14 protein-coding genes are annotated in these 18,833 nt (G+C 66.1%); 12 read left to right on the plus strand and 2 right to left on the minus strand.

Going from position 1 to position 18,833, the window contains the following annotated elements; genetic code table 11:
- The first annotated feature begins 6 nt into the window (after window positions 1-6).
- From C9F12_RS05740 to C9F12_RS05755, 4 genes are all read left to right on the plus strand, one after another.
- Window positions 7-435, plus strand: a complete 429-nt coding sequence (locus tag C9F12_RS05740) for a universal stress protein (RefSeq protein ID WP_045994084.1) — start codon at window positions 7-9, stop codon at window positions 433-435.
- Between the two features lie 221 nt (window positions 436-656).
- Entirely contained in the window at window positions 657-1,475 is an 819-nt protein-coding gene (locus C9F12_RS05745; RefSeq protein WP_045994083.1) for a DUF2189 domain-containing protein, read from the plus strand.
- Between the two features lie 242 nt (window positions 1,476-1,717).
- The gene (locus C9F12_RS05750; RefSeq protein WP_240184182.1) at window positions 1,718-2,131 is read left to right on the plus strand and encodes a molybdopterin-dependent oxidoreductase; all 414 of its coding nucleotides are present in this window, start codon (window positions 1,718-1,720) and stop codon (window positions 2,129-2,131) included.
- Between the two features lie 166 nt (window positions 2,132-2,297).
- A complete protein-coding gene (locus C9F12_RS05755; protein WP_108448257.1) occupies window positions 2,298-4,472 on the plus strand; it encodes an ATP-binding protein in 2,175 nt (724 codons plus the stop codon).
- A 66-nt stretch (window positions 4,473-4,538) separates the two neighbouring features.
- Here C9F12_RS05755 and cra read toward each other — a convergent pair whose 3' ends face one another.
- Complete coding sequence (gene cra, locus C9F12_RS05760; RefSeq protein WP_108448258.1) at window positions 4,539-5,537, minus strand: catabolite repressor/activator; 999 nt, start codon at window positions 5,535-5,537, stop codon at window positions 4,539-4,541.
- 331 nt (window positions 5,538-5,868) lie between these two features.
- Between cra and ptsP the strand changes: the two genes are divergently transcribed.
- From ptsP to C9F12_RS05790, 6 genes are all read left to right on the plus strand, one after another.
- Window positions 5,869-8,757 carry a phosphoenolpyruvate--protein phosphotransferase gene (gene ptsP, locus C9F12_RS05765; protein WP_108448259.1) on the plus strand — a complete coding sequence of 963 codons (2,889 nt, stop codon included), beginning with the start codon at window positions 5,869-5,871 and terminating at the stop codon, window positions 8,755-8,757.
- Window positions 8,754-9,755 carry a 1-phosphofructokinase family hexose kinase gene (locus C9F12_RS05770; protein ID WP_045994078.1) on the plus strand — a complete coding sequence of 334 codons (1,002 nt, stop codon included), beginning with the start codon at window positions 8,754-8,756 and terminating at the stop codon, window positions 9,753-9,755. The genes ptsP and C9F12_RS05770 overlap by 4 nt, the downstream gene beginning before the upstream one ends.
- The gene (locus C9F12_RS05775) at window positions 9,752-11,515 is read left to right on the plus strand and encodes a PTS fructose-like transporter subunit IIB (RefSeq protein WP_045994077.1); all 1,764 of its coding nucleotides are present in this window, start codon (window positions 9,752-9,754) and stop codon (window positions 11,513-11,515) included. Before C9F12_RS05770 ends, C9F12_RS05775 begins: the two co-directional genes overlap by 4 nt.
- A gap of 409 nt (window positions 11,516-11,924) precedes the next feature.
- Window positions 11,925-12,497, plus strand: coding sequence for an antibiotic biosynthesis monooxygenase (locus C9F12_RS05780; protein WP_204248979.1), 573 nt, complete (start codon window positions 11,925-11,927; stop codon window positions 12,495-12,497).
- 97 nt (window positions 12,498-12,594) lie between these two features.
- Window positions 12,595-13,800, plus strand: coding sequence for a nitric oxide-sensing protein NosP (gene nosP, locus C9F12_RS05785; RefSeq protein WP_083970549.1), 1,206 nt, complete (start codon window positions 12,595-12,597; stop codon window positions 13,798-13,800).
- Window positions 13,784-15,196: a hybrid sensor histidine kinase/response regulator gene (locus tag C9F12_RS05790; RefSeq protein WP_231498611.1), complete on the plus strand. Its 1,413-nt coding sequence runs from the start codon at window positions 13,784-13,786 to the stop codon at window positions 15,194-15,196. The genes nosP and C9F12_RS05790 overlap by 17 nt, the downstream gene beginning before the upstream one ends.
- Window positions 15,197-15,231: 35 nt before the next feature.
- Here C9F12_RS05790 and C9F12_RS05795 read toward each other — a convergent pair whose 3' ends face one another.
- Window positions 15,232-15,930 carry a response regulator transcription factor gene (locus C9F12_RS05795; RefSeq protein WP_108448260.1) on the minus strand — a complete coding sequence of 233 codons (699 nt, stop codon included), beginning with the start codon at window positions 15,928-15,930 and terminating at the stop codon, window positions 15,232-15,234.
- 147 nt (window positions 15,931-16,077) lie between these two features.
- On the opposite strand from C9F12_RS05795, the gene C9F12_RS05800 reads away from it, so the two are divergent.
- Complete coding sequence (locus tag C9F12_RS05800; RefSeq protein WP_045994075.1) at window positions 16,078-17,598, plus strand: aldehyde dehydrogenase family protein; 1,521 nt, start codon at window positions 16,078-16,080, stop codon at window positions 17,596-17,598.
- Between the two features lie 189 nt (window positions 17,599-17,787).
- Entirely contained in the window at window positions 17,788-18,816 is a 1,029-nt protein-coding gene (gene adhP / locus C9F12_RS05805) for an alcohol dehydrogenase AdhP (protein ID WP_108448261.1), read from the plus strand.
- The last annotated feature ends 17 nt before the right edge of the window (window positions 18,817-18,833 follow it).

Raw genomic sequence — 18,833 nt, forward strand, 5'->3', positions numbered from 1 at the left:
TCCGTCATGTACCAGAAGATCCTGTTACCGGTCGATCTCAATGAGCCATCGTCGTGGGAGAGGGCACTGCCGGTGGCGCTCTCGCTGTGCCGCAACTTTGGTGCCAGCCTGCACCTGGTGACGGTGTTGCCGGACTACCGCATGCCGCTGGTGGGGTCCTACTTCCCCAAGGACTTCGCCAAGAAGGCCCATGAAGCGGTACAGAAGGCGCAGCATGACTTCATCGTCGAGCACGTGCCGGAGGACCTGACGGCTCAGGCGATCATCGCCGATGGCTCCCCCTGGGAAGCCATCATCAAGGTCGGCAAGAAGATCGATGCCGACCTGATCGTCATGGCCTCGCATACCAAGCGCAAGTTCGCCGACTACGTGATCGGCCCCAACGCCGAGCACGTCGTCCATCACAGCAAGTGTTCGGTGATGATCGTGCGTTGACCCAGACGACAAGCGCTAGCGCCATCGACGCCCCCTCACATGAGGGGGCGTTTTCGTAAGCTTGCGTAGGTTGAAGGCGAATCCAGGGCCCATCAACTACAGTCAAATTAGAGTCGATGGGCGCCGGCGATGGCGTGAAGGAACCTCGCATCTTGCCCCTTGACTCCCGTGACAGGTGGGCGGTGGCAACCGTCATCCGTGGGTACAAGGGGGAGTAGATGATGAGTGCAGCAGCATCACGACACGACAAGGAGTCGAGCGGGGCCAGGGTAAAGATCTCCATCAAGAACGTCGGTATGGGGCGGCCCAGGGTGTGGTTATCTTCGGGATTCGAGGACTTTCGGGCCGCCACTGCGGTCAGCCTTTCCTATGGCATGTTCTGGGTCGGGCTCAGCATCGCCGTCACGGCAGGGGCGCTGACGCTGGGACTGTGGCATTGGCTGTTGCCGCTGGTGGCCGGCTTCATGTTCATCGGGCCGTTGGTGGCGGTGGGCTCCTACGGGATCAGCAGGGCGCTGGAAGAAGGCCGCTCCCCGACCCTGGGGGATGCCTTTGGCGCCTGGCGCGGCCACACCGGGCAACTGGCCATGATGGGCGTGATGATGATGATCTTCTTTCTCGCCTGGATTCGCCTGGCCACCTTGCTGTTTGCCCTGTTCTTCGGTCTCCAGTCGCCGGATCCGTCCACGGTCTATGCGTCACTTCTGACCACGCCGGAAGGCCTCGGCATGCTGGTGGTGGGGCTGGCCTTTGGCTGTGTGCTGGCGTTTGGCGCCTTTTCCATTAGCGTGGTCGCGATTCCAACCCTGATGGATCAGGACCTGACGTTCATGGAGGGCATCGAGGCCAGTATTCGTTCGGTGGCACGCAATTTCCGACCGATGCTGCTGTGGGCAGCGATTCTCACCGGCTGCGTACTGGTGGGGATGGCCACCTTCTATATCGGGCTTGCCTTGATTCTGCCGGTACTGGGGCACGCGAGCTGGCACGCCTACGAAGACCTGGTGGTGTGCGAACGGCTGGACGACCCCGGCGCCTGAGGGCGGCAACCTGGTCCGCGAAGACGCCCCGACAGGGGGCGTTTTCCTGAACCAGCAAAGCTCGAGGGGCCCGCAGACTGACCTTTGGCGCTCGATCACGTAATCTACTCCTGCAGAAAGAGTCAGGAGACGTCATGCGGGTGCCAGCTTTCCTTTGCCAGGTGGGTGTCCTCCTGGGGCTGTTGGTAGCAGGGGGAATCGGCCAGGCCCATTCCCAGCCTTTGCCAGCTCCGGTGGGGCCTGTGCTGCTTAAAGTATCGGGCAATATCCAGAACACCAATGTGGATGCACAGCTTCTGCTGGATCGTGCCATGCTCGACGATCTGGAGAGTCGTGCGCTGGTGACCGATACCCCGTGGCATAGCCAGGCCAGCCGTTTCGAGGGGCCGCTGCTCCGCAGCGTGCTGGAATCCGCCGGTGTCACCGCCGACAGCATTCGCGTGCACGCCTTGAACGGCTTCGTGGCCGATATCCCGGTCTCCGATGCCTATCGCTATGACGTCATCCTGGCCATGAAGCAGGACGGCGAAGCGATGTCGGTGCGAAACTTCGGCCCGCTGTTCGTGTTGTACCCTTTCGATGATCATCCAGAACTGCGAAACGAGTCGGTCCAGTTTCGCTCGGTGTGGCAGGTAGATGCCATCGAGGTCCCGTGATCAATGTCACCGGGAGATCGGTCGAAGGCCATCAGGAGGCAAGGCAGGGAGTGCAGCGCCCCAATACCATAGTGAGTGATCCCGGTGTATCGGCTGGTGTCGACCCGAACATTCTGCCAGCAGATTCCCGACCCAAGGAGGAGGGTGCTCGGCGCATCCGTTCCGTATGCGACGCTATCCTCTGAGACTGGTATTCAGCGCCGTGGCGGCACTGACCTTCTTTGCTGCTGCCATGGTGGTGATCGGTCTGGTCGCCTGGCGCCATGACAATCTTTCCCACCAGGTGGTGGAGGACATCACCTGGCATTCCTACAAGCTGGACCGAGACGTGGTGTTGCTGCGCAATCACCTGTTGTTCGGGGAGCATGGACCCGAACAACTGGCCGGCTTCAGGCTCGAGTTCGACCTGTTGTTCAGTCGACTGAACCTGTTTCGCCACAGCGACATTCACGATCTGGTCGAGGAGGCTCCGGCCGCGCGTCGCCAACTGTCGATCATCATCAGCCTGATGCAGGACCTGGATGCCGAGGTCAGTGCCCTGGCGTCCCTCGATAGCGAGGCAGAGGCCGTTCTTGACCAGCATCTTGCCGCGCTATCCACCGAGACCGAAAGGTTGATCATGGCCGTCAACGGCCATCTGGCCGAGATCAATACCGCAGAGCGTGTTCGTCTGCAGCGACTGTACCTGTTGCTGCTGGTGATGATCCTCGGTATGAGCCTGGCCGGAGGGGTCATGCTTGCCGTACTTTTCAAGGAAGCCCGTGACAACGAGGCCTCGCGCAAGGCACTGGAGACGCTGAGCGGCGAACTGGAAATCAGTGCCCGGCGCGCCCAGTCCGCCAGTCAGGCCAAGTCCGACTTTCTGGCCACGGTGAGCCACGAGATCCGCACGCCGCTCAACGGCGTCATCGGCATGAGCGAACTGTTGCGTGATCTCGAACTGTCGGAGCCCGCCAGCCGCTACTCGCACACCATTCATGACAGCGCCCGCCAACTGATGGGCATGATCGATGACATCCTCGACTTCTCCAAGATCGAGGCAGGACGCATGGAGCTGGATGTTCAGCCGGTGGCACTCGATGCCTTGATCGAAGATGCGCTGGAGCTGTTTCGTCCGCGCGCACTCGACAAGCGGTTGCGCTTGCTTGGCCACGTGGACGAGACGCTGCCGGCACGACTCCAGGGGGACCCAGGCCGGCTTCGGCAGGTGCTGCTCAACCTGCTGGCCAACGCCATCAAGTTTACCGACCGCGGCATGGTGAGGCTGTCGGTAGCGCCTGTGGACGAGGGCTGGGTGCAGTTCGACGTGGTGGATACCGGTCAGGGTGTCGAGGCGTCCCTGCTGCCTCAGTTGTTCGAGCCCTTCCGCCAGGGCGATGCCTCCGTCGCCCGGCGCTATGGCGGCACCGGTCTGGGCCTCGCGATTTCCAAGCGCCTGGTAGTGGCCATGGGGGGCGAGATAGGGGTCGACAGCCGTCGAGGCAAGGGCAGTCGCTTCTGGTTCCGATTGCCGCTGGTGCCCTGTGACGAACCCCGCCGTCAACCGCTGACGGTGGCCAGGGCGCGCGCGCATCCCAAACAGCTCGCCGAGGCGGATCTGCTGGTGGTGGAAGACAATCTGGTCAACCAGGAAGTGGCGATCGCGATGCTGGAACGCCTCGGCTGTTCGGCTACCCTGGCTTCCTGCGGCAAGGAAGCGCTGGCTCTCTGCTCACAGCGCCGTTTTGACCTGATATTGATGGATGTCCAGATGCCTGACCTCGATGGTCGCGAGGTCACCCGACGCCTTCGCAGCTTTTCCGACTGGCGTAGTGAGGTTCCCGTGGTGGCGATGACCGCTGGTGGCGCCAGTCACGATGAGTCGGACTGCATGGCCGCCGGCATGAACGACTATCTGACCAAGCCGCTGTTGATGGGCACGCTGCTGATGGTGCTCAAGCGCCACCTGCTGGGAGAGTCCGAGACCTCGACGACTCCGAGGGGTATCACCTCACTGATCAATGCCGATACGCTCGATGCCCTGGACGAAGGGCTTGGGGGCGAGCGCCGGGATGCTCTGGTGGACCTGTTCGGGCGACAGGCGCGCGAACGCTTGCCGGAGATCCAGAGCGCCTACCGGCGAGGCGAGGAGGAGCCGCTGGCCCAACTGGCCCATCAGCTCAGGGGCGAGGCCGCCGGCGTCGGCGCCATGGCTCTGGCCGAGGCGGCGCGAGCGCTGGAGCGTTGTGCCCTGGATGGCTGCATCGAGGATGCCAGAGGCGTCATCGATGCGCTGCCTGAGCTGCTTGAACGCACCCTGGCGGCCTTTGCCCGCAGCGAGAGGCGCGCCTCCCAGACCTGAGGTCGGCTTCGGCGTCCCGCTGTGTTGCTGAGCTCTACTGTTCAGTGGTCGTGGGAAAGTGCCGTTTCAGTTGCCTTGGGGACGGGGACGCCGCCAGCGCGGATGTCGTGGCACCACCACCCGTTGGGCCCGGTACTCACCCCGCACCGCATCCATCGCCAGCGCCAGGGCCTGCTCGGCGATGCCCCGATGATCCTGGACGGCGGAGTTGACCGCCAGCGGCAGGAAGTCCAGCAGGCGGTTGTCGCCGAAACTCGCCATGGCCAGACGCGGGGGCAGGCCGCCGCGTGCAATCAATTCGTCCAGGGCGCCTTCCAGCAGAATGTAGGACGCGGTTACCAGGGCGTCGGGCAGTCCCTTCTTGTCGATGTAGTCAGCCAGCAGCCTGGCGCCTTCCTCGCGGGCATAGTGGTCGCCGCTTTCCAGGGTGCACTCGAGCTCGCGTCCCCTTACGCCTGCGCGGAAGCCGGCGCGGCGCTCTTCGGTGATCGAAAGGTGCGGCACCGCATCGAGCCATAGCACGCTCTTGACTGCCGGCGTCATCAGCGAGCGTGTGAGCTGTTCGGCGGCCTCGCGGTCGTTGCTGACGACGCTGGCGAAGCTCGCTTCGGGCAGGCCCCGGTCGATGGCGATGATCGGCAGACCCTCATTCATCAATTCGGTATAGAAGGACGCCGGCTGCGCCAGACAGCTTGCCACGATCAGCGCCTCGCAGCGTTGGGCGCGCAGTGACAGGGCCAGGTCCCGCTCGCTGTCGGGCTGGTCGTCGGAGCCGACGATCAGCAGCTGGTAGCCCTGGGCCCGCGCTCCGCGTTCCAGGTGCTTGGCCAGGCGGGCGTAGCTGGAGTTTTCCAGGTCCGGCACGATCAGCCCCAGGATGCGGCTGCTGCCGCGCCGCAGGGCCGCCGCCTGGGCATCGACACGGTAGCCATGCTCCGCCACCACCGCCATCACTCGGTCCACGGTGTCCTGACGAATACGGCGCTCCCTGGCCTTGCCATTGACGATGTAGCTGGCGGTGGTGCGGGAAACGCCGGCCAGGCGGGCAATTTCGGCCAAGGTCATGCGGGTGTCTCCATTGAAGGCGTCGGGCGTGGTCACGGCGACAAGGTGTCAATTCCCTCTAGTCTACCTGGCATGGCAGCAGTGTCCCCCTGCCAAAGTCGTAGCTTTTGCGACTTGCCATGTGCGCTGAATCGTACCAGCATTGTGGCATGGTGAGGTGACACGATTCAGCTTTCGAGCAATTTGCATTTGCCGAAGCCAGGTGATCCCAGCATCCGGCGTGCGCTGTATCTGTTGCATCCCGGCAGTGCCGGGGCGCTGGACCTCCTCGCCGACACCGTTCAACCGATACCGGTGAGGAAACGCTGCACCTCACCCAGGAGAGCCCTTCATGCTGACGCTGAACGCCGACGACATCCTGCTGGATTGTCGTGCCGAGAGCTGGCGCCACGCCCTCGACGCCGCCTTTGACGCCCTGAAGGCGGCCAGCCTGGTCGATGACGGCTACCGCCAGGGCCTGGTCGATCGGGAGTCCCAGTCTTCCACCTGGCTTGGCAATGGCATCGCCATCCCCCACGGCACCCCCGAGAGTCGAGGCGCGGTGCGTCGCACCGGGGTGCGGGTGCTGCAGTTCCCCGAGGGCGTGCGCTGGCACGACGGCAACCTCGTTCATGTATTGGTGACCATCGCCGCCCAGAGTGATGAGCACCTGGATATCCTCAGAAGCCTGACCCACGTGCTCGACCGGGACGGTGTCTCCGAACGCCTGGCCCAGGCGAGCAGCGCCGAGGAGATCACCGAGCTGCTGGCTCGGCCGGTGGTTCGCCCGCGACTGGACCAGGACACCCTGGTGCTGGGCCATCGCGCCGACGACCTGCTCGATCTGGCGCTGGCCGGGGCTCAGCGGCTGCGCCAGCTGGCATTGGTCGATACCGCCTATCTTGCCGAGATGGTCACCTCCATGCCGACGCACCTGGGACGGGGGCTGTGGCTTGCGTCCAGCGAAGCCGGCGTGTCCACGCCGGCACTCGCTGCGGTGACGCCGGCCAAGCCCGTCCAGCATCAGGGCAGCGACGTCGAGGCGGTGTTGTGCCTGGCCTCCCATGGCGAGGCTGGACGCCCGCTGGCCGACGCCATCGTGTCGCTGGTGGCGTCACTGGATGAGTCCGACGCCGCCCATCTGCGCGAGCGGGACGCCGACGACTGGCTGGCGCTGCTGGCTGGCGAAGGTGGCTCGGCCCAGAGTCGTCGCGTACGCCTGCTCAACGCCCATGGGCTTCACGCGCGTCCGGCCAAGGTGCTGGTCCAGAAGGCACGCGAAAGCGGGGTCGCCGTGCAGGTGCGCCTGGCCGAGGGCAGCGGACGCCCGGTGTCGGCGGCGTCGCTGACCAAGGTGATCGGTCTTGGTGCCAGACGAGGACAGGAGCTGATCCTGTCGGCGCGAGGCGAGGGTGCCGAACAGGCGCTGACATCGCTGGTCGAGGCGATCAACGATGGTCTGGGGGAGCAGGTGACGCCACTGGCGTCTTCGGCTGTGTCGCAAGGCGAAGCCGAGCAGGCGGTCGCGGAGCCGGTGGCGGCAAGCATGCCGCCCGCCGACCAGCCGCTGGAAGCGGTGGCCGCATCGCCGGGACTCGCGGTGGCGCCGCTTTTCGTGATCAAGACCCCGGACTTCGACTATCCCCGCGAGGCGGCGGACTCCGCGTTAGAGCGACAGCGCCTCGAGCGGGCCATCGCCCAGGGCGGCGAGCAGCTCAAGGCCCTGATCGCCCGGACCGCCGGAGGCGAGGTCGCCGCCATTCTGTCGATGCATGAGGAAATGCTCGAAGACCCGGAACTGGCCCAGGCCGCGCGCGAGGGCATCGACGAGGGGCTTTCCGCCGAGGCCGCCTGGTGGCAGGCCATCGACGTCGCCGCCCGCGCCCAGGAACAGCTGGCCGATCGCCTGCTGGCCGAACGAGCCGCGGATCTGCGTGACGTCGGCCGTCGTGTGCTGGGTATCCTGTGCGACGTCGAGCTGCCCGAGCCGCCGGCCGTGCCTTACCTGCTGGTGACCGACGATATCGGTCCGTCCGATGTCGCCCGCCTGGACACCGAGCGGGTTCGCGGCATCCTCACCGCCCGGGGCGGCGCCACCGCCCACAGCGCGATACTCGCCCGGGCACTAGGGATACCGGCGGTAGTCGGTGCCGGTGCCGGCGTGCTGGCGCTCGAAAATGGCACTGAGATGCTGCTCGACGGCGATGAAGGCTGGGTCGTGCCGGCACCCTCGCAAGCGCGTCGCGAGCGCTTCGAGGCGCGCATGGAAGCGCTGGAGGCGCTCAAGGCACGTGCCTGGGACGCTCGCTTCGAGGACGCCCGGACCGAGGATGGTACCCGCGTGGAGGTGGTCGCCAACCTGGGCAATACCGCCCACGCCCGCGACGCCGTATCGCGCGGCGCCGAGGGGGTGGGGCTGCTGCGTACCGAGTTTTTGTTCATGGCCCACGCCTCGCTGCCGGACGTGGAGACCCAGGAGCGCGAATATCGCGAAGCCCTGGATGCTCTGGACGGCCGCCCGCTGGTGGCGCGGACCCTGGACGTGGGTGGCGACAAGCCGCTGGCTTACTGGCCACTGCCCCAGGAGGACAACCCCTTCCTCGGCCTGCGTGGCATTCGTCTGGCCCTCAGGCGTCCCCAGGTGCTGCGCGATCAGTTCAGCGCCCTGGTGAAGGCCGCCGACGGCCGGCCGCTGCGCATCATGCTGCCCATGGTCAAGGACCTGGATGAGTTCCGCGCCGCCCGTGCGATCTTCGATGAGGTGCTGCGCGAACTCGGCGTCAGCCGAGACGGCGACCGCCTGCAGCTGGGCGTGATGATCGAGGTGCCGTCCTGCGCGCTGCTGGCGCCGAGCCTGGCGCCCGAGGTCGACTTCTTCTCCATCGGCACCAACGACCTGACCCAGTACACCCTGGCCATCGACCGTGGTCATCCTGAGCTTTCCGGGGAGTCCGACGGCCTGCACCCGGCCGTGCTGCGGCTGATCCAGATGACCGTCCAGGCGGCCCATGCCCATGGCAAGTGGGTCGGCGTGTGCGGTGAGCTGGCCAGCGACCGCCAGGCGATTCCGGTGCTGGTTGGCCTCGGCATCGACGAGCTGTCGGTGAGCGCCCGCCAGGTACCCATGGTCAAGGCACGCCTGGCGTCGGTCTCCACCACCCGGGCCCGGGAACTCGCCGCCCTGGCATTGGCCGCTCCCACCGCCCGGGACGTGCGCAGAGAGCTGGAGGCGAACCAATGAGCGAGATATCCGGCAATGCCGTCAAGCCACCGGTGCTGACCATTTCGGCCAACCCGGCGCTGGACCTGTCTGTCGCTGTGGACCGGCTGACGCCAGGTGCGCTGCACCGCGCCGAGTCAGTCGAGCTGACCGCCGCCGGCAAGGGCGTCAACATGGCGCGGGTGCTCGCCGCCCTGGGCCACCCGGTCTGTGTCACCGGATTTCTGGGCAGTGACAACGACTCGCCCTTCATCGATGCCTTCGCCGAGATGGGGGTCGAGGACGCCTTTGTGCGATTGCCCGGCGCCACCCGCATCAACACCAAGCTGAGCGAGGCCGACGGTCGCGTCAGCGATATCAATGCGCCGGGACTCAGCGTCGATGCCGACGCCTGGCAGCGCCTGATCGCCACCATCGAGGCGCGCCTGACGACGCCTGCGCTGCGCCCCGCCGCGGTAATGATCGGCGGCAGCCAGCCACCGGGAGTCGGCGCTTCGGCGCTGGCCGAACTGATCACTCGGATCAAGGCCACCGGCGTACCCGTGTGGGTGGACACCAGCGGCGAGGCGCTCAAGGCAGCGGTCAAGGCGGGGGCCGACGCGGTGAAGCCCAACCTGGAGGAGCTGGCCGACTGGGCGGATCGTGACATTGCAACAGACGTCGACGTTCAGCGTGCAGCCCTTGAGCTTTACGCCGCCGGCGTCGGCGACGTGCTGATTTCCGCCGGTGCCGACGGTGTGACCTGGCTGGGTCCGCATGGCCTGTGGCAGTCGCTGCCTCCTGCGGTCAGGGTGGCCAATACCGTATGTGCCGGCGATACCCTGTTTGCCGCCATGCTGCACGGCGTGCTGTGCGAGGCGCCTGTGGAACAGGCGCTGAGGTTTGCCACGGCGCTGTCCGCCGAGGCGGTGCGCCACACCGGCGTGGGCCGGGCCGACGCCTCCGATTTCACCGACCTTCTTTCCGACACCAGGGTGCGGCGCCTCAATGACGTCGAAGCCCGGGGAGTACTTGCATGAACGTGATCCTGTTGACGACCTGCCCCGGCGGCAGCGTCACGAGCTACCTGGCCGCCCAGCGCCTGACCCCTGCCGCCGAGGCCAAGGACTGGCAGCTCTCCACCGAGGTGCACTCGAGCCTGGCGCCGGTCGAGACCCTGTCCCACCAGACCCTGGCCGCGGCCGAGCTGGTGATCGCGGTGGGCGAACCCATCGCCGGGGCCCACCGCTTCAGCGGCAAGCGCCTGTATCGTGGCAGCCTGGAAGATGCCCTGAGCGACCCGTCGGACTTTCTCGAGCGGGCGGCCCGTGACGCCCAGGTGTTTACCCCCCTCAATGATGAGGCGGCCAGCGCTTCAGGGAATGGCCCCGTGGCTGCAGACGTCAGCGACGAGGCGCGCATCGTCGCGGTGACCGCCTGTCCCACCGGGGTCGCCCACACCTTCATGGCCGCCGAGGCACTGGCCGAGGCAGGGCGTGGGCTCGGCCATCAGGTACGCGTCGAGACCCAGGGCTCGGTGGGCGCTCAGGATCAGTTGACCGACGACGAGATCGCCCAGGCGGACCTGGTCATCCTGGCCTGCGATATCGAGGTCGATCCCACCCGATTTGCCGGCAAGCGGATCTACCGCACGTCCACCGGCAACGCCCTGAAGAAGTCGCGCCAGACCATCGAGGCGGCGCTGATCGAGGCCCAGGTGGAAAGCGCGGATGGTGGCGCCAGGGCCGAGTCTGCCAAGAGCTTCAAGGAGAAGGGCGTCTACAAGCACCTGCTGACCGGGGTGTCCTTCATGCTGCCCATGGTGGTAGCCGGGGGCCTCTTGATCGCGCTGTCCTTCGTCTTCGGCATCGAGGCCTTCAAGGAGGAGGGCACCCTGCCTGCCGCCTTGATGGAGATCGGTGGGGGCACCGCCTTCGCCCTGATGGTGCCGGTGCTGGCTGGCTACATCGCCTATTCCATCGCCGATCGGCCCGGCATCGCCCCGGGCATGATCGGCGGCATGCTGGCGTCGAACATCGGTGCCGGCTTCATCGGCGGTATCCTGGCGGGCTTTCTGGCCGGCTACGTGGCCAAGGCGGTGACCCGCTACGTCAAGCTGCCTTCCAGCGTCGAGTCACTCAAGCCGATCCTGATCATCCCGCTGGTCGCGAGTCTGGTCACCGGTCTGGTGATGATCTATGTGGTCGGTGAGCCGGTGGCCGGGGTGCTCGAGGCACTGACCGCCTTCCTCGAGAGCATGGGCTCCACCAATGCGGTGCTGCTGGGGATTCTGCTCGGCGCGATGATGTGCTTCGACCTGGGGGGGCCGGTCAACAAGGCGGCCTACACTTTTGGGGTGGGCCTGCTCGCCTCCGAGACCTACGCCCCCATGGCGGCGATCATGGCCGCCGGCATGGTGCCGGCGATCGGCATGGGCATCGCCACCTTCGTCGCCGGGCGCAAGTTTGCCGACCCCGAGCGCGAGGCCGGCAAGGCCTCCTTCGTGCTGGGGCTGTGCTTCATCAGCGAGGGCGCGATTCCCTTCGCCGCCAAGGACCCGCTGCGGGTGATTCCCATCAGCATGCTGGGCGGCGCCATCACCGGAGCCATCTCGATGCTGGTGGGCGCCAAGCTGATGGCCCCCCACGGCGGCGTATTCGTGCTGTTGATTCCAAATGCGATTACTCCAGTGTTGTGGTACCTGCTGGCGATCGTCGCGGGCTCGCTGGTGACCGGGCTCGGTTACGCCGCCATCAAGCGCGGCGAGACGGCCTCCATGCCGGTGGGCGAGGGGGCCTGATAAGGGGGGCTCGGCACTCACCGGCGGTTGACGGCCAGCAAGGTGCAGATGGCGTCCTGGGCGCCTCTCACTGGTGCACGATGAAGGGTATTGCTCAATGGCCCGGCCTGACAGGTCGGGCCATTTTTTTTGTTCTTGACCCTTTAACGAAATGATCGACTGGTATTTTGCTGGATTCTCAGTAAAAAGACGGAAAAATTCCGAGCGCATGGCATAATGGCGCGCTTCTTGCCTCATGCTAGGCAGGACCCGGAGCAGGTGGCGACCCCACCTCAGCCGGGACAGGGCCTTACCGGGCCCAGGCGGCCCCCACCCGGGGCCTGACAAGGACGACCGTTTTCTTGTGAAGGCCGGCGAAAGTCGGCGCGAGCAGGCACGAGGCGGTACGTCCGATTGATGAGGAGATCCCATGTCAAGCGAACCCGTGACTCTCATGGTGGCCCGCCGCGTGGCGCGTGGACGCTACCGCGACTTCACCCTGTGGCTCGATGAAGGCCGCGAGCTGGCGGCGGACTTTCCCGGCTATCTCGGCTCCGGCATCCTGGCGCCGCCCCCCGGCGACGACGAGTATCAGATCATCTTTCGCTTTCAGGACACCGATACCCTCGCACGCTGGGAGCATTCCGCCTCGCGCCGTGCCTGGCTCGAGCGTGGTGCCGGCCTGTTCGAGGCCCCCCAGGAGCGGCGTGCCCTGGGACTCGACAGCTGGTTCACCAGCCCCGGCCCCAGGGTGCCGCCGCGCTGGAAGCAGGCGATCGCCATCTGGCTGGCGTTCTTCCCGGTGTCGCTGATGTTCCAGTGGCTGCTGGGCGATACCCTGGCGACCTTGCCGCTGGTTCCTCGGGTACTCGCCAGCACCCTGATGCTGACCCCGGTGATGGTGTTCCTTTTCATCCCCCTGTCTACCCGCCTGCTGGCGCCCTGGCTTCAGGCGCCGCCCGGACGTGGCGCTCGCCTGAGCCTGCGTCTGCGCCGCAGCTGAGGCTGACAGGCGGCCCTCCCGGCTCGCATTGAGTCTGGCCACTGCTCGCGCCTACACTCAGGTCATGCGGCGTTGCCGCGGATCTTGAGGACAGCCCATGGGCAGTGCGAGCACGGCGCCCCGCGTGGAAGGCGACATCACCGCGCGGGAGCGCCCTACACCAGAACAACAAGAGCTTGCGTCGCTGGGACTCAAGGTGGCGGCCAGCCGCCACCCCAAGGCTGAACAGGCGGCGTGTGAGCTGCATCACGAGCTCTATCATCCCGACCTGGGTTTCGTGCTGTTCTTCGTCAGCGCCGAATACGCGCTGGACCCCCTGGCCCAGGCCCTGGAGTCGACCTTCGGTGGGCTGCCGCTGGCGGGTTGCACCACGGCTGGCGAGATCACCCCGCTGGGGTACGAGCGCGGGACCATCGTCGCCATCGGGTTCGATCGCCGTCATTTTGGCGTGGCCACCACCCTGCTCGAGGACCTCGAGAGCGTCTCCCTGATCGACGCCCAGCGTCGGGTGGAGTCGCTTCTTGCTACCGCCAGGGGGCATCTGGATGGCGAGGCCTTCGCGCTGACCCTGCTCGATGGGCTGTCGGCCAGCGAAGAGCAGGTGCTGACCACTCTGGACGCCGCCCTGGGTGGTATCCCGAGCTTCGGTGGCTCGGCCGGGGACGACAACCGACTGGCGCATACCCATGTGTTTGCCGGTGGGCGCTTTCACAGCGCGGCGGCGGTGGTGGTGCTGATCACCACCCACCATCCCTTCGAGGTGTTCTCGACCCATCACCTGGCGGCACGCCGTGACAAGCTGGTGGTCACCCGCGCCGATCCTGCGGGCCGGCGTGTGCTGGAGCTCAATGCCCTGCCCGCGGTGGACGAGTACGCCCGGCTGGTCGGTGTCTTGCCAAGCGAACTCGATGAGGGCGTGTTTGCCCGCCACCCGTTGGCGGTCAAGCTGGGCGATGCCTACTACGTCCGCTCGATCCAGCGTGCCAACGCCGACGGTAGCCTCAGCTTCTACTGCGCGGTGGAGACCGGCATCGTGCTGACCGCCATGGCCGGCACGCCGATTCTCGAGGCCCTCGACGATACCCTGGGGGGCCTTCAGCGCCGGCTGGGGAAACCGCAGTTGATCATCGGCTGTGACTGCTTTCTCAGGCGTCTGGAGTTCGAGGCGCTCGCGCAGATCGGCGACGCCTCCGAACGACTTTCCAGGGCCTCGGTGGTGGGCTTCAACACCTACGGTGAGCAGCACCACGGCATGCATATCAACCAGACTTTCACGGGGGTGGCGATTGGATCTGGTCGGTGAGCCAAGGCAGGATCGCGCCAGCAGTGCACTGGAACAGGAACTGCTGGAGGAAAACCATCGGTTACGCCGGATCTGCCAGGCGCTGATCGAGCGGGTCGAGTCCGCCGGGGCGGGCGGGGCACCCTATGGTGCCTTCGAGCACGCGGTGCTGCTCGCCGAGCAGGTGCGCGAGCGCACCGAGACCCTGCACCGTACCCTGGATGAACTGGCCGAAACCAATGCCCGTCTGGAGGAGGCCCGGCGCGACGCCGAGGCCGCCAATGCCTCCAAGACCCGCTTCCTGGCGGCGGTCAGCCACGACCTGCTGCAGCCGCTCAACGCCGCGCGGCTGTTTGCCAGCGCCCTGGAAGAGCGAAAGTTGCCTGAAGAATCCGGTCGCCTGGTGCAGCGTATCGATCGCTCGCTCAGCGACGTGGAATTGCTGCTGGGGACCCTGGTCGACATCTCGCGACTGGATGCCGGGGTGTTGACCCCGGACGTGGCCCCCTTCGCCGTCTCGCAGTTGCTGGATGCGCTCGCCGAGGAATTTCGTCAGATGGCCGGCGCCCGCGGGCTGGCGTTTCGCTATGTGCCGAGTTCCGCCTGGGTCGAGTCCGACCTGGCGCTGCTGGCCCGAGTGATTCGCAACCTGATGTCCAACGCCGTGCGCTACACCGAGTCGGGGCGGGTGCTGCTCGGCTGTCGCAGACGTCGGGTAGGCCAGCAGTACTGGCTCGAGATCCTGGTGGGGGATACCGGCCCGGGCATCGACGAGGCTCGGCGCGACGAGATCTTTCTGGAGTTTCGCCGGGGCAACGCCGCAGCCCCGGGGCAGGAGCGCGGGCTGGGACTGGGGCTTGCCATCGTCGATCGCATCGCCCGGCTGCTCGATCATCCCATTACCCTCAATAGCCGACCCGGCCAGGGCGCCCAGTTCTCGGTAAGCGTGCCCTGCGCTCGCCCGGCGCGTGCGGTGGCCCCGTCGGCCTCGACCCTGCAGCAGGCCGGCACGCGGCAGCTGCAGAGTACCGAGGTATGGGTGCTGGACAACGATCCCGCCATCCTCGAGGGCATGAGCGCGCTGCTGGGTGGCTGGGGATGTCGGGCGCGCCTCGCGTCGCGAGTGGTTGAACTGGAACAGAGCCTGGCCGAGCGCCACGAGACACAGGGCATGGATAGGCCGTCGCCAACGGTGGTGATGATCGACTACCACCTGTCCAGCGACGAAGAAGATGGCCTGGCGCTGGCGCAGCGCCTGGCCGGCTCTCATGTAGACCTGGCCCCGATACTGATCACTGCCAACCACGACGCCGAGATCAAGCGGCGTTGTCGTGAGCTTGGCTTCCCCTGTCTACTGAAGCCGCTGAAGCCCCTGCGCCTGCGTCAGGCACTGATACACCTGCTCGACGCCGGTTGAGCCGTCTTGCCTTGGTCAGCGAGACGTTCTGCCTTCTAGCGCGCCCGCCGCCTGGCCAGGCAGGCCAGCAGGGTGGGCTCGTCGGCTGCCAGGATCGCCTGGACGCGGCTGCCGACGCCAAGCTTCTTGAGGATCGCCGAGACGTGGGTCTTGACCGTGGTCTCTGCGATATCGAGCTCGCGGGCGATGACCTTGTTGGAGGCGCCGCGAATCAGCAGGGACAGCACCTCGAGCTGCTTGACCGTCAGTTGCTCGAGTGCGCCTGCATCGGCTGGACCCGTCATCCCCTGTGTCGCCCCCTGCGTCACAGGCGGGGCACTCGAGGCCTCGGCCGGGCGGCGCATGATCTCGGCGGGCAGATAGATCTGGCCGTCGAGGATCTGCTTGATCGCCGCCAGCAGGTCCGGGCGTGGCGTGGACTTCGGCAGGTAGCCGATGGCGCCCAGATCCAGGGCGCCGAGCACCGTGGCGCGCTCGCTTTCGGCCGACAGCACCGCCACCGGCACCGCCGGAAAGGCCCGGCGCAGTTCGCGCAGTCCGTCCAGGGCCGAGGCGTCGGGCAGATTCAAGTCCAGCAGTACCAGGTCGACGTCGTCGTCGGCGTCGAGGGCGCTGGTCAACGCGGCGAAACAGTCCGCCTCGCGCAGCTCGGTGCCGGGCAGGCCCGATTGAATGACCGCGGCAATGGCGTCGCGAAAGAGCGGGTGATCGTCAGCCACCATCAGGCTGTACATGTCTGGCGTCCCGGTTGTCTGTGTCCTTGGTCGGTCTCCTACCGAAGGAGGAGGCGCTCTCCTGCCAGGGCAGTATGTCGCAAGCCAGGTTCCTGACCAAGACTGGAGTGGCAGACAACTACAACATCCTTTCCAAGGAGACACGCCATGATCTACGCCAACCCCGGACAACCCGACGCCGTGGTCAGCTTCGACGAGCGCTACGGCAACTATATCGGCGGCGAGTTCGTCGCCCCGGTCAAGGGTCAGTACTTCGACAACGTAAGCCCGGTCAACGGCCAGGTGTTCTGCCAGATCCCCCGCTCCGGTGCCGAGGATATCGACAAGGCGCTGGACGCCGCCCATGGGGCAGCGCCGGCCTGGGGGCGCACCTCCGCCGGCGAGCGCAGCAACATCCTGTTGAAGATTGCCGAGCGCATCGAGGCCAACCTGGAGGCGTTGGCGGTGGCCGAGTGCTGGGACAACGGCAAGGCGGTGCGCGAGACCCTGAACGCCGATATTCCGCTGGCGGTGGACCACTTCCGCTACTTCGCCGGCTGCATTCGTGCCCAGGAAGGCACCGCCGCCGATATCGACGCCAATACCGTGGCCTATCACTTCCACGAGCCACTCGGCGTCGTCGGCCAGATCATCCCCTGGAACTTTCCGCTGCTGATGGCCACCTGGAAACTCGCGCCTGCGCTGGCCGCCGGCAACTGCGTGGTGCTCAAGCCCGCCGAGCAGACCCCGGCTTCGATCCTCAAGCTGATGGAGGTGATCGGTGACCTGCTGCCTCCCGGCGTGGTCAACGTGGTCAACGGCTTCGGCGCCGAGGCGGGGGAGGCCCTGGCCACCAGCAAGCGCATCGCCAAGATCGCCTTTACCGGTTCCACCCCGGTGGGCTCGCACATCCTCAAGTGCGCTGCCGACAACATCATTCCTTCTACCGTGGAGCTTGGCGGCAAGTCGCCCAACATCTACTTCGCCGACATCATGAACGCCGAGCCGGAGTTCATCGACAAGGCCGCCGAGGGGCTGGTGCTGGCCTTCTTCAACCAGGGTGAGGTGTGCACCTGCCCGTCGCGGGCGCTGATCCAGGAGAGCATCTACGAGCCGTTCATGGCCAAGGTGATGGAGCGGGTCACCACCATCAAGCGTGGCAACCCGCTGGACACCGAGGTTCAGGTCGGCGCCCAGGCCTCCAAGGAGCAGTTCGACAAGATCATGTCCTACATGGACGTGGCCCGGGAGGAAGGCGCCGAGTTCCTGACCGGTGGCAACCAGGCCAAGCTCAATGCCGATCTGGACACCGGCTACTACATCGAGCCGACGCTGCTCAAGGGCAACAACAAGATGCGCGTCTTCCAGGAAGAGATCTTCGGCCCGGTGGTGGCGGTGACGACCTTCAAGGATGAGGAAGAAGCCCTGGCGATTGCCAACGACACCGAATTCGGTCTTGGCGCCGGCGTCTGGAGTCGTGACATCAACGTGGCCTTCCGCATGGGGCGTGGCATCCAGGCCGGTCGCGTATGGACCAACTGCTACCACCAGTATCCCGCCCACGCCGCCTTCGGCGGCTACAAGAAGTCCGGCGTCGGTCGCGAGACCCACAAGATGGCACTCGAGCATTACCAGCAGACCAAGAACCTGCTGGTGAGCTACGACACCAACCCCCTCGGTTTTTTCTAAAGGGAGTCGATCCGGGCCCGGTACCACCGGGCCCGGGAAGCTTCACCCCAGTGGCCTGACGCCGTTTGCTGCTCAGCGCCACGCCCGTTCACCGGGTGTCCCCGGACACCTTTCTCCTCTGTACCGTCCTTCCTTGATAGCGGGCGGACCGAGACCCTTTTTGCCCGGATCAGGGCAAGGAGCACAACAATGCAAAGCACCATGGAAGCCGCCGTCGTTCGTCAGTTCGGTCAGCCCTTGACCCTCGAGGAGGTCGAGGTGCCGCGCCCCGCCAGGGGCGAGGTTCTGGTCAAGATCGCCGCCTCCGGGGTCTGCCACACCGACCTGCACGCCGCCCACGGCGACTGGCCGGTCAAGCCCAATCCGCCATTTATTCCCGGCCATGAAGGCGTCGGCGAAGTCGCCGCGGTGGGTGAGGGCGTCAACCACGTCAAGGAAGGCGATCGGGTGGGGATTCCCTGGCTGTACAGCGCCTGTGGCCACTGCGAGCACTGCCTGGGCGGTTGGGAGACCCTGTGCGAGTCCCAGCAGAACACCGGCTACTCGGTCAACGGTGGCTTCGCCGAGTACGCCATCGCCGACGCCGGCTTCGTCGGCCATCTGCCGAGCAACGTCGGCTTCGTCGAGATTGCCCCGGTACTTTGCGCCGGTGTCACCGTCTACAAGGGCCTGAAGATGACCGATACCCGCCCGGGGCAGTGGGTGGTGATCTCTGGCATCGGTGGTCTTGGCCATATGGCGGTGCAGTACGCCGTGGCCATGGGCCTGAACGTGGCGGCGGTGGACGTGGCCGACGACAAGCTGGAGCTGGCACGACGGCTCGGCGCCACGGTCACCGTCAACGCCTTGAAGGAGGACCCGGTGGCGGCGATCAAGCGGGACATCGGCGGCGCCCACGGGGCCCTGGTCACGGCGGTCTCGCCGAAGGCCTTCGAACAGGCCCAGGGCATGGTCCGGCGTGGTGGCACCATCGCCTTGAACGGCCTGCCGCCGGGAGACTTCCCGTTGCCGATCTTCGATACCGTGCTCAACGGCATCACCGTGCGAGGCTCCATCGTCGGTACCCGCCAGGACCTTCAGGAGGCGCTGGACTTTGCCGGTGAAGGCAAGGTCAAGGCCACCGTGTCCACCGACCGTCTGGCCAATATCAACGACATCTTCGGCCGCATGATCGATGGCAAGATCGAGGGCCGGGTGGTGCTCGATATGCAGGGCTAAGTTGACTGAGCAGCAGC

Origin of the sequence: Halomonas sp. BN3-1, from assembly GCF_003056325.1 — a bacterium.
Taxonomy (GTDB): Bacteria; Pseudomonadota; Gammaproteobacteria; order Pseudomonadales; family Halomonadaceae; genus Halomonas; species Halomonas litopenaei.

Excerpts from the sequence above, each read along its gene's own strand:
- C9F12_RS05800 (WP_045994075.1), top strand. The coding sequence starts at position 16,078 with ATGATCTACGCCAACCCCGGACAACCCGACGCCGTGGTCAGCTTCGAC.
- C9F12_RS05740 (WP_045994084.1), top strand. The coding sequence starts at position 7 with ATGTACCAGAAGATCCTGTTACCGGTCGATCTCAATGAGCCATCGTCG.
- nosP (WP_083970549.1), top strand. The coding sequence starts at position 12,595 with ATGGGCAGTGCGAGCACGGCGCCCCGCGTGGAAGGCGACATCACCGCG.
- cra (WP_108448258.1), bottom strand. The coding sequence starts at position 5,537 with ATGACCTTGGCCGAAATTGCCCGCCTGGCCGGCGTTTCCCGCACCACC.
- C9F12_RS05745 (WP_045994083.1), top strand. The coding sequence starts at position 657 with ATGAGTGCAGCAGCATCACGACACGACAAGGAGTCGAGCGGGGCCAGG.
- adhP (WP_108448261.1), top strand. The coding sequence starts at position 17,788 with ATGCAAAGCACCATGGAAGCCGCCGTCGTTCGTCAGTTCGGTCAGCCC.
- ptsP (WP_108448259.1), top strand. The coding sequence starts at position 5,869 with ATGCTGACGCTGAACGCCGACGACATCCTGCTGGATTGTCGTGCCGAG.
- C9F12_RS05775 (WP_045994077.1), top strand. The coding sequence starts at position 9,752 with ATGAACGTGATCCTGTTGACGACCTGCCCCGGCGGCAGCGTCACGAGC.
- C9F12_RS05780 (WP_204248979.1), top strand. The coding sequence starts at position 11,925 with ATGTCAAGCGAACCCGTGACTCTCATGGTGGCCCGCCGCGTGGCGCGT.
- C9F12_RS05755 (WP_108448257.1), top strand. The coding sequence starts at position 2,298 with ATGCGACGCTATCCTCTGAGACTGGTATTCAGCGCCGTGGCGGCACTG.
- C9F12_RS05770 (WP_045994078.1), top strand. The coding sequence starts at position 8,754 with ATGAGCGAGATATCCGGCAATGCCGTCAAGCCACCGGTGCTGACCATT.
- C9F12_RS05795 (WP_108448260.1), bottom strand. The coding sequence starts at position 15,930 with ATGTACAGCCTGATGGTGGCTGACGATCACCCGCTCTTTCGCGACGCC.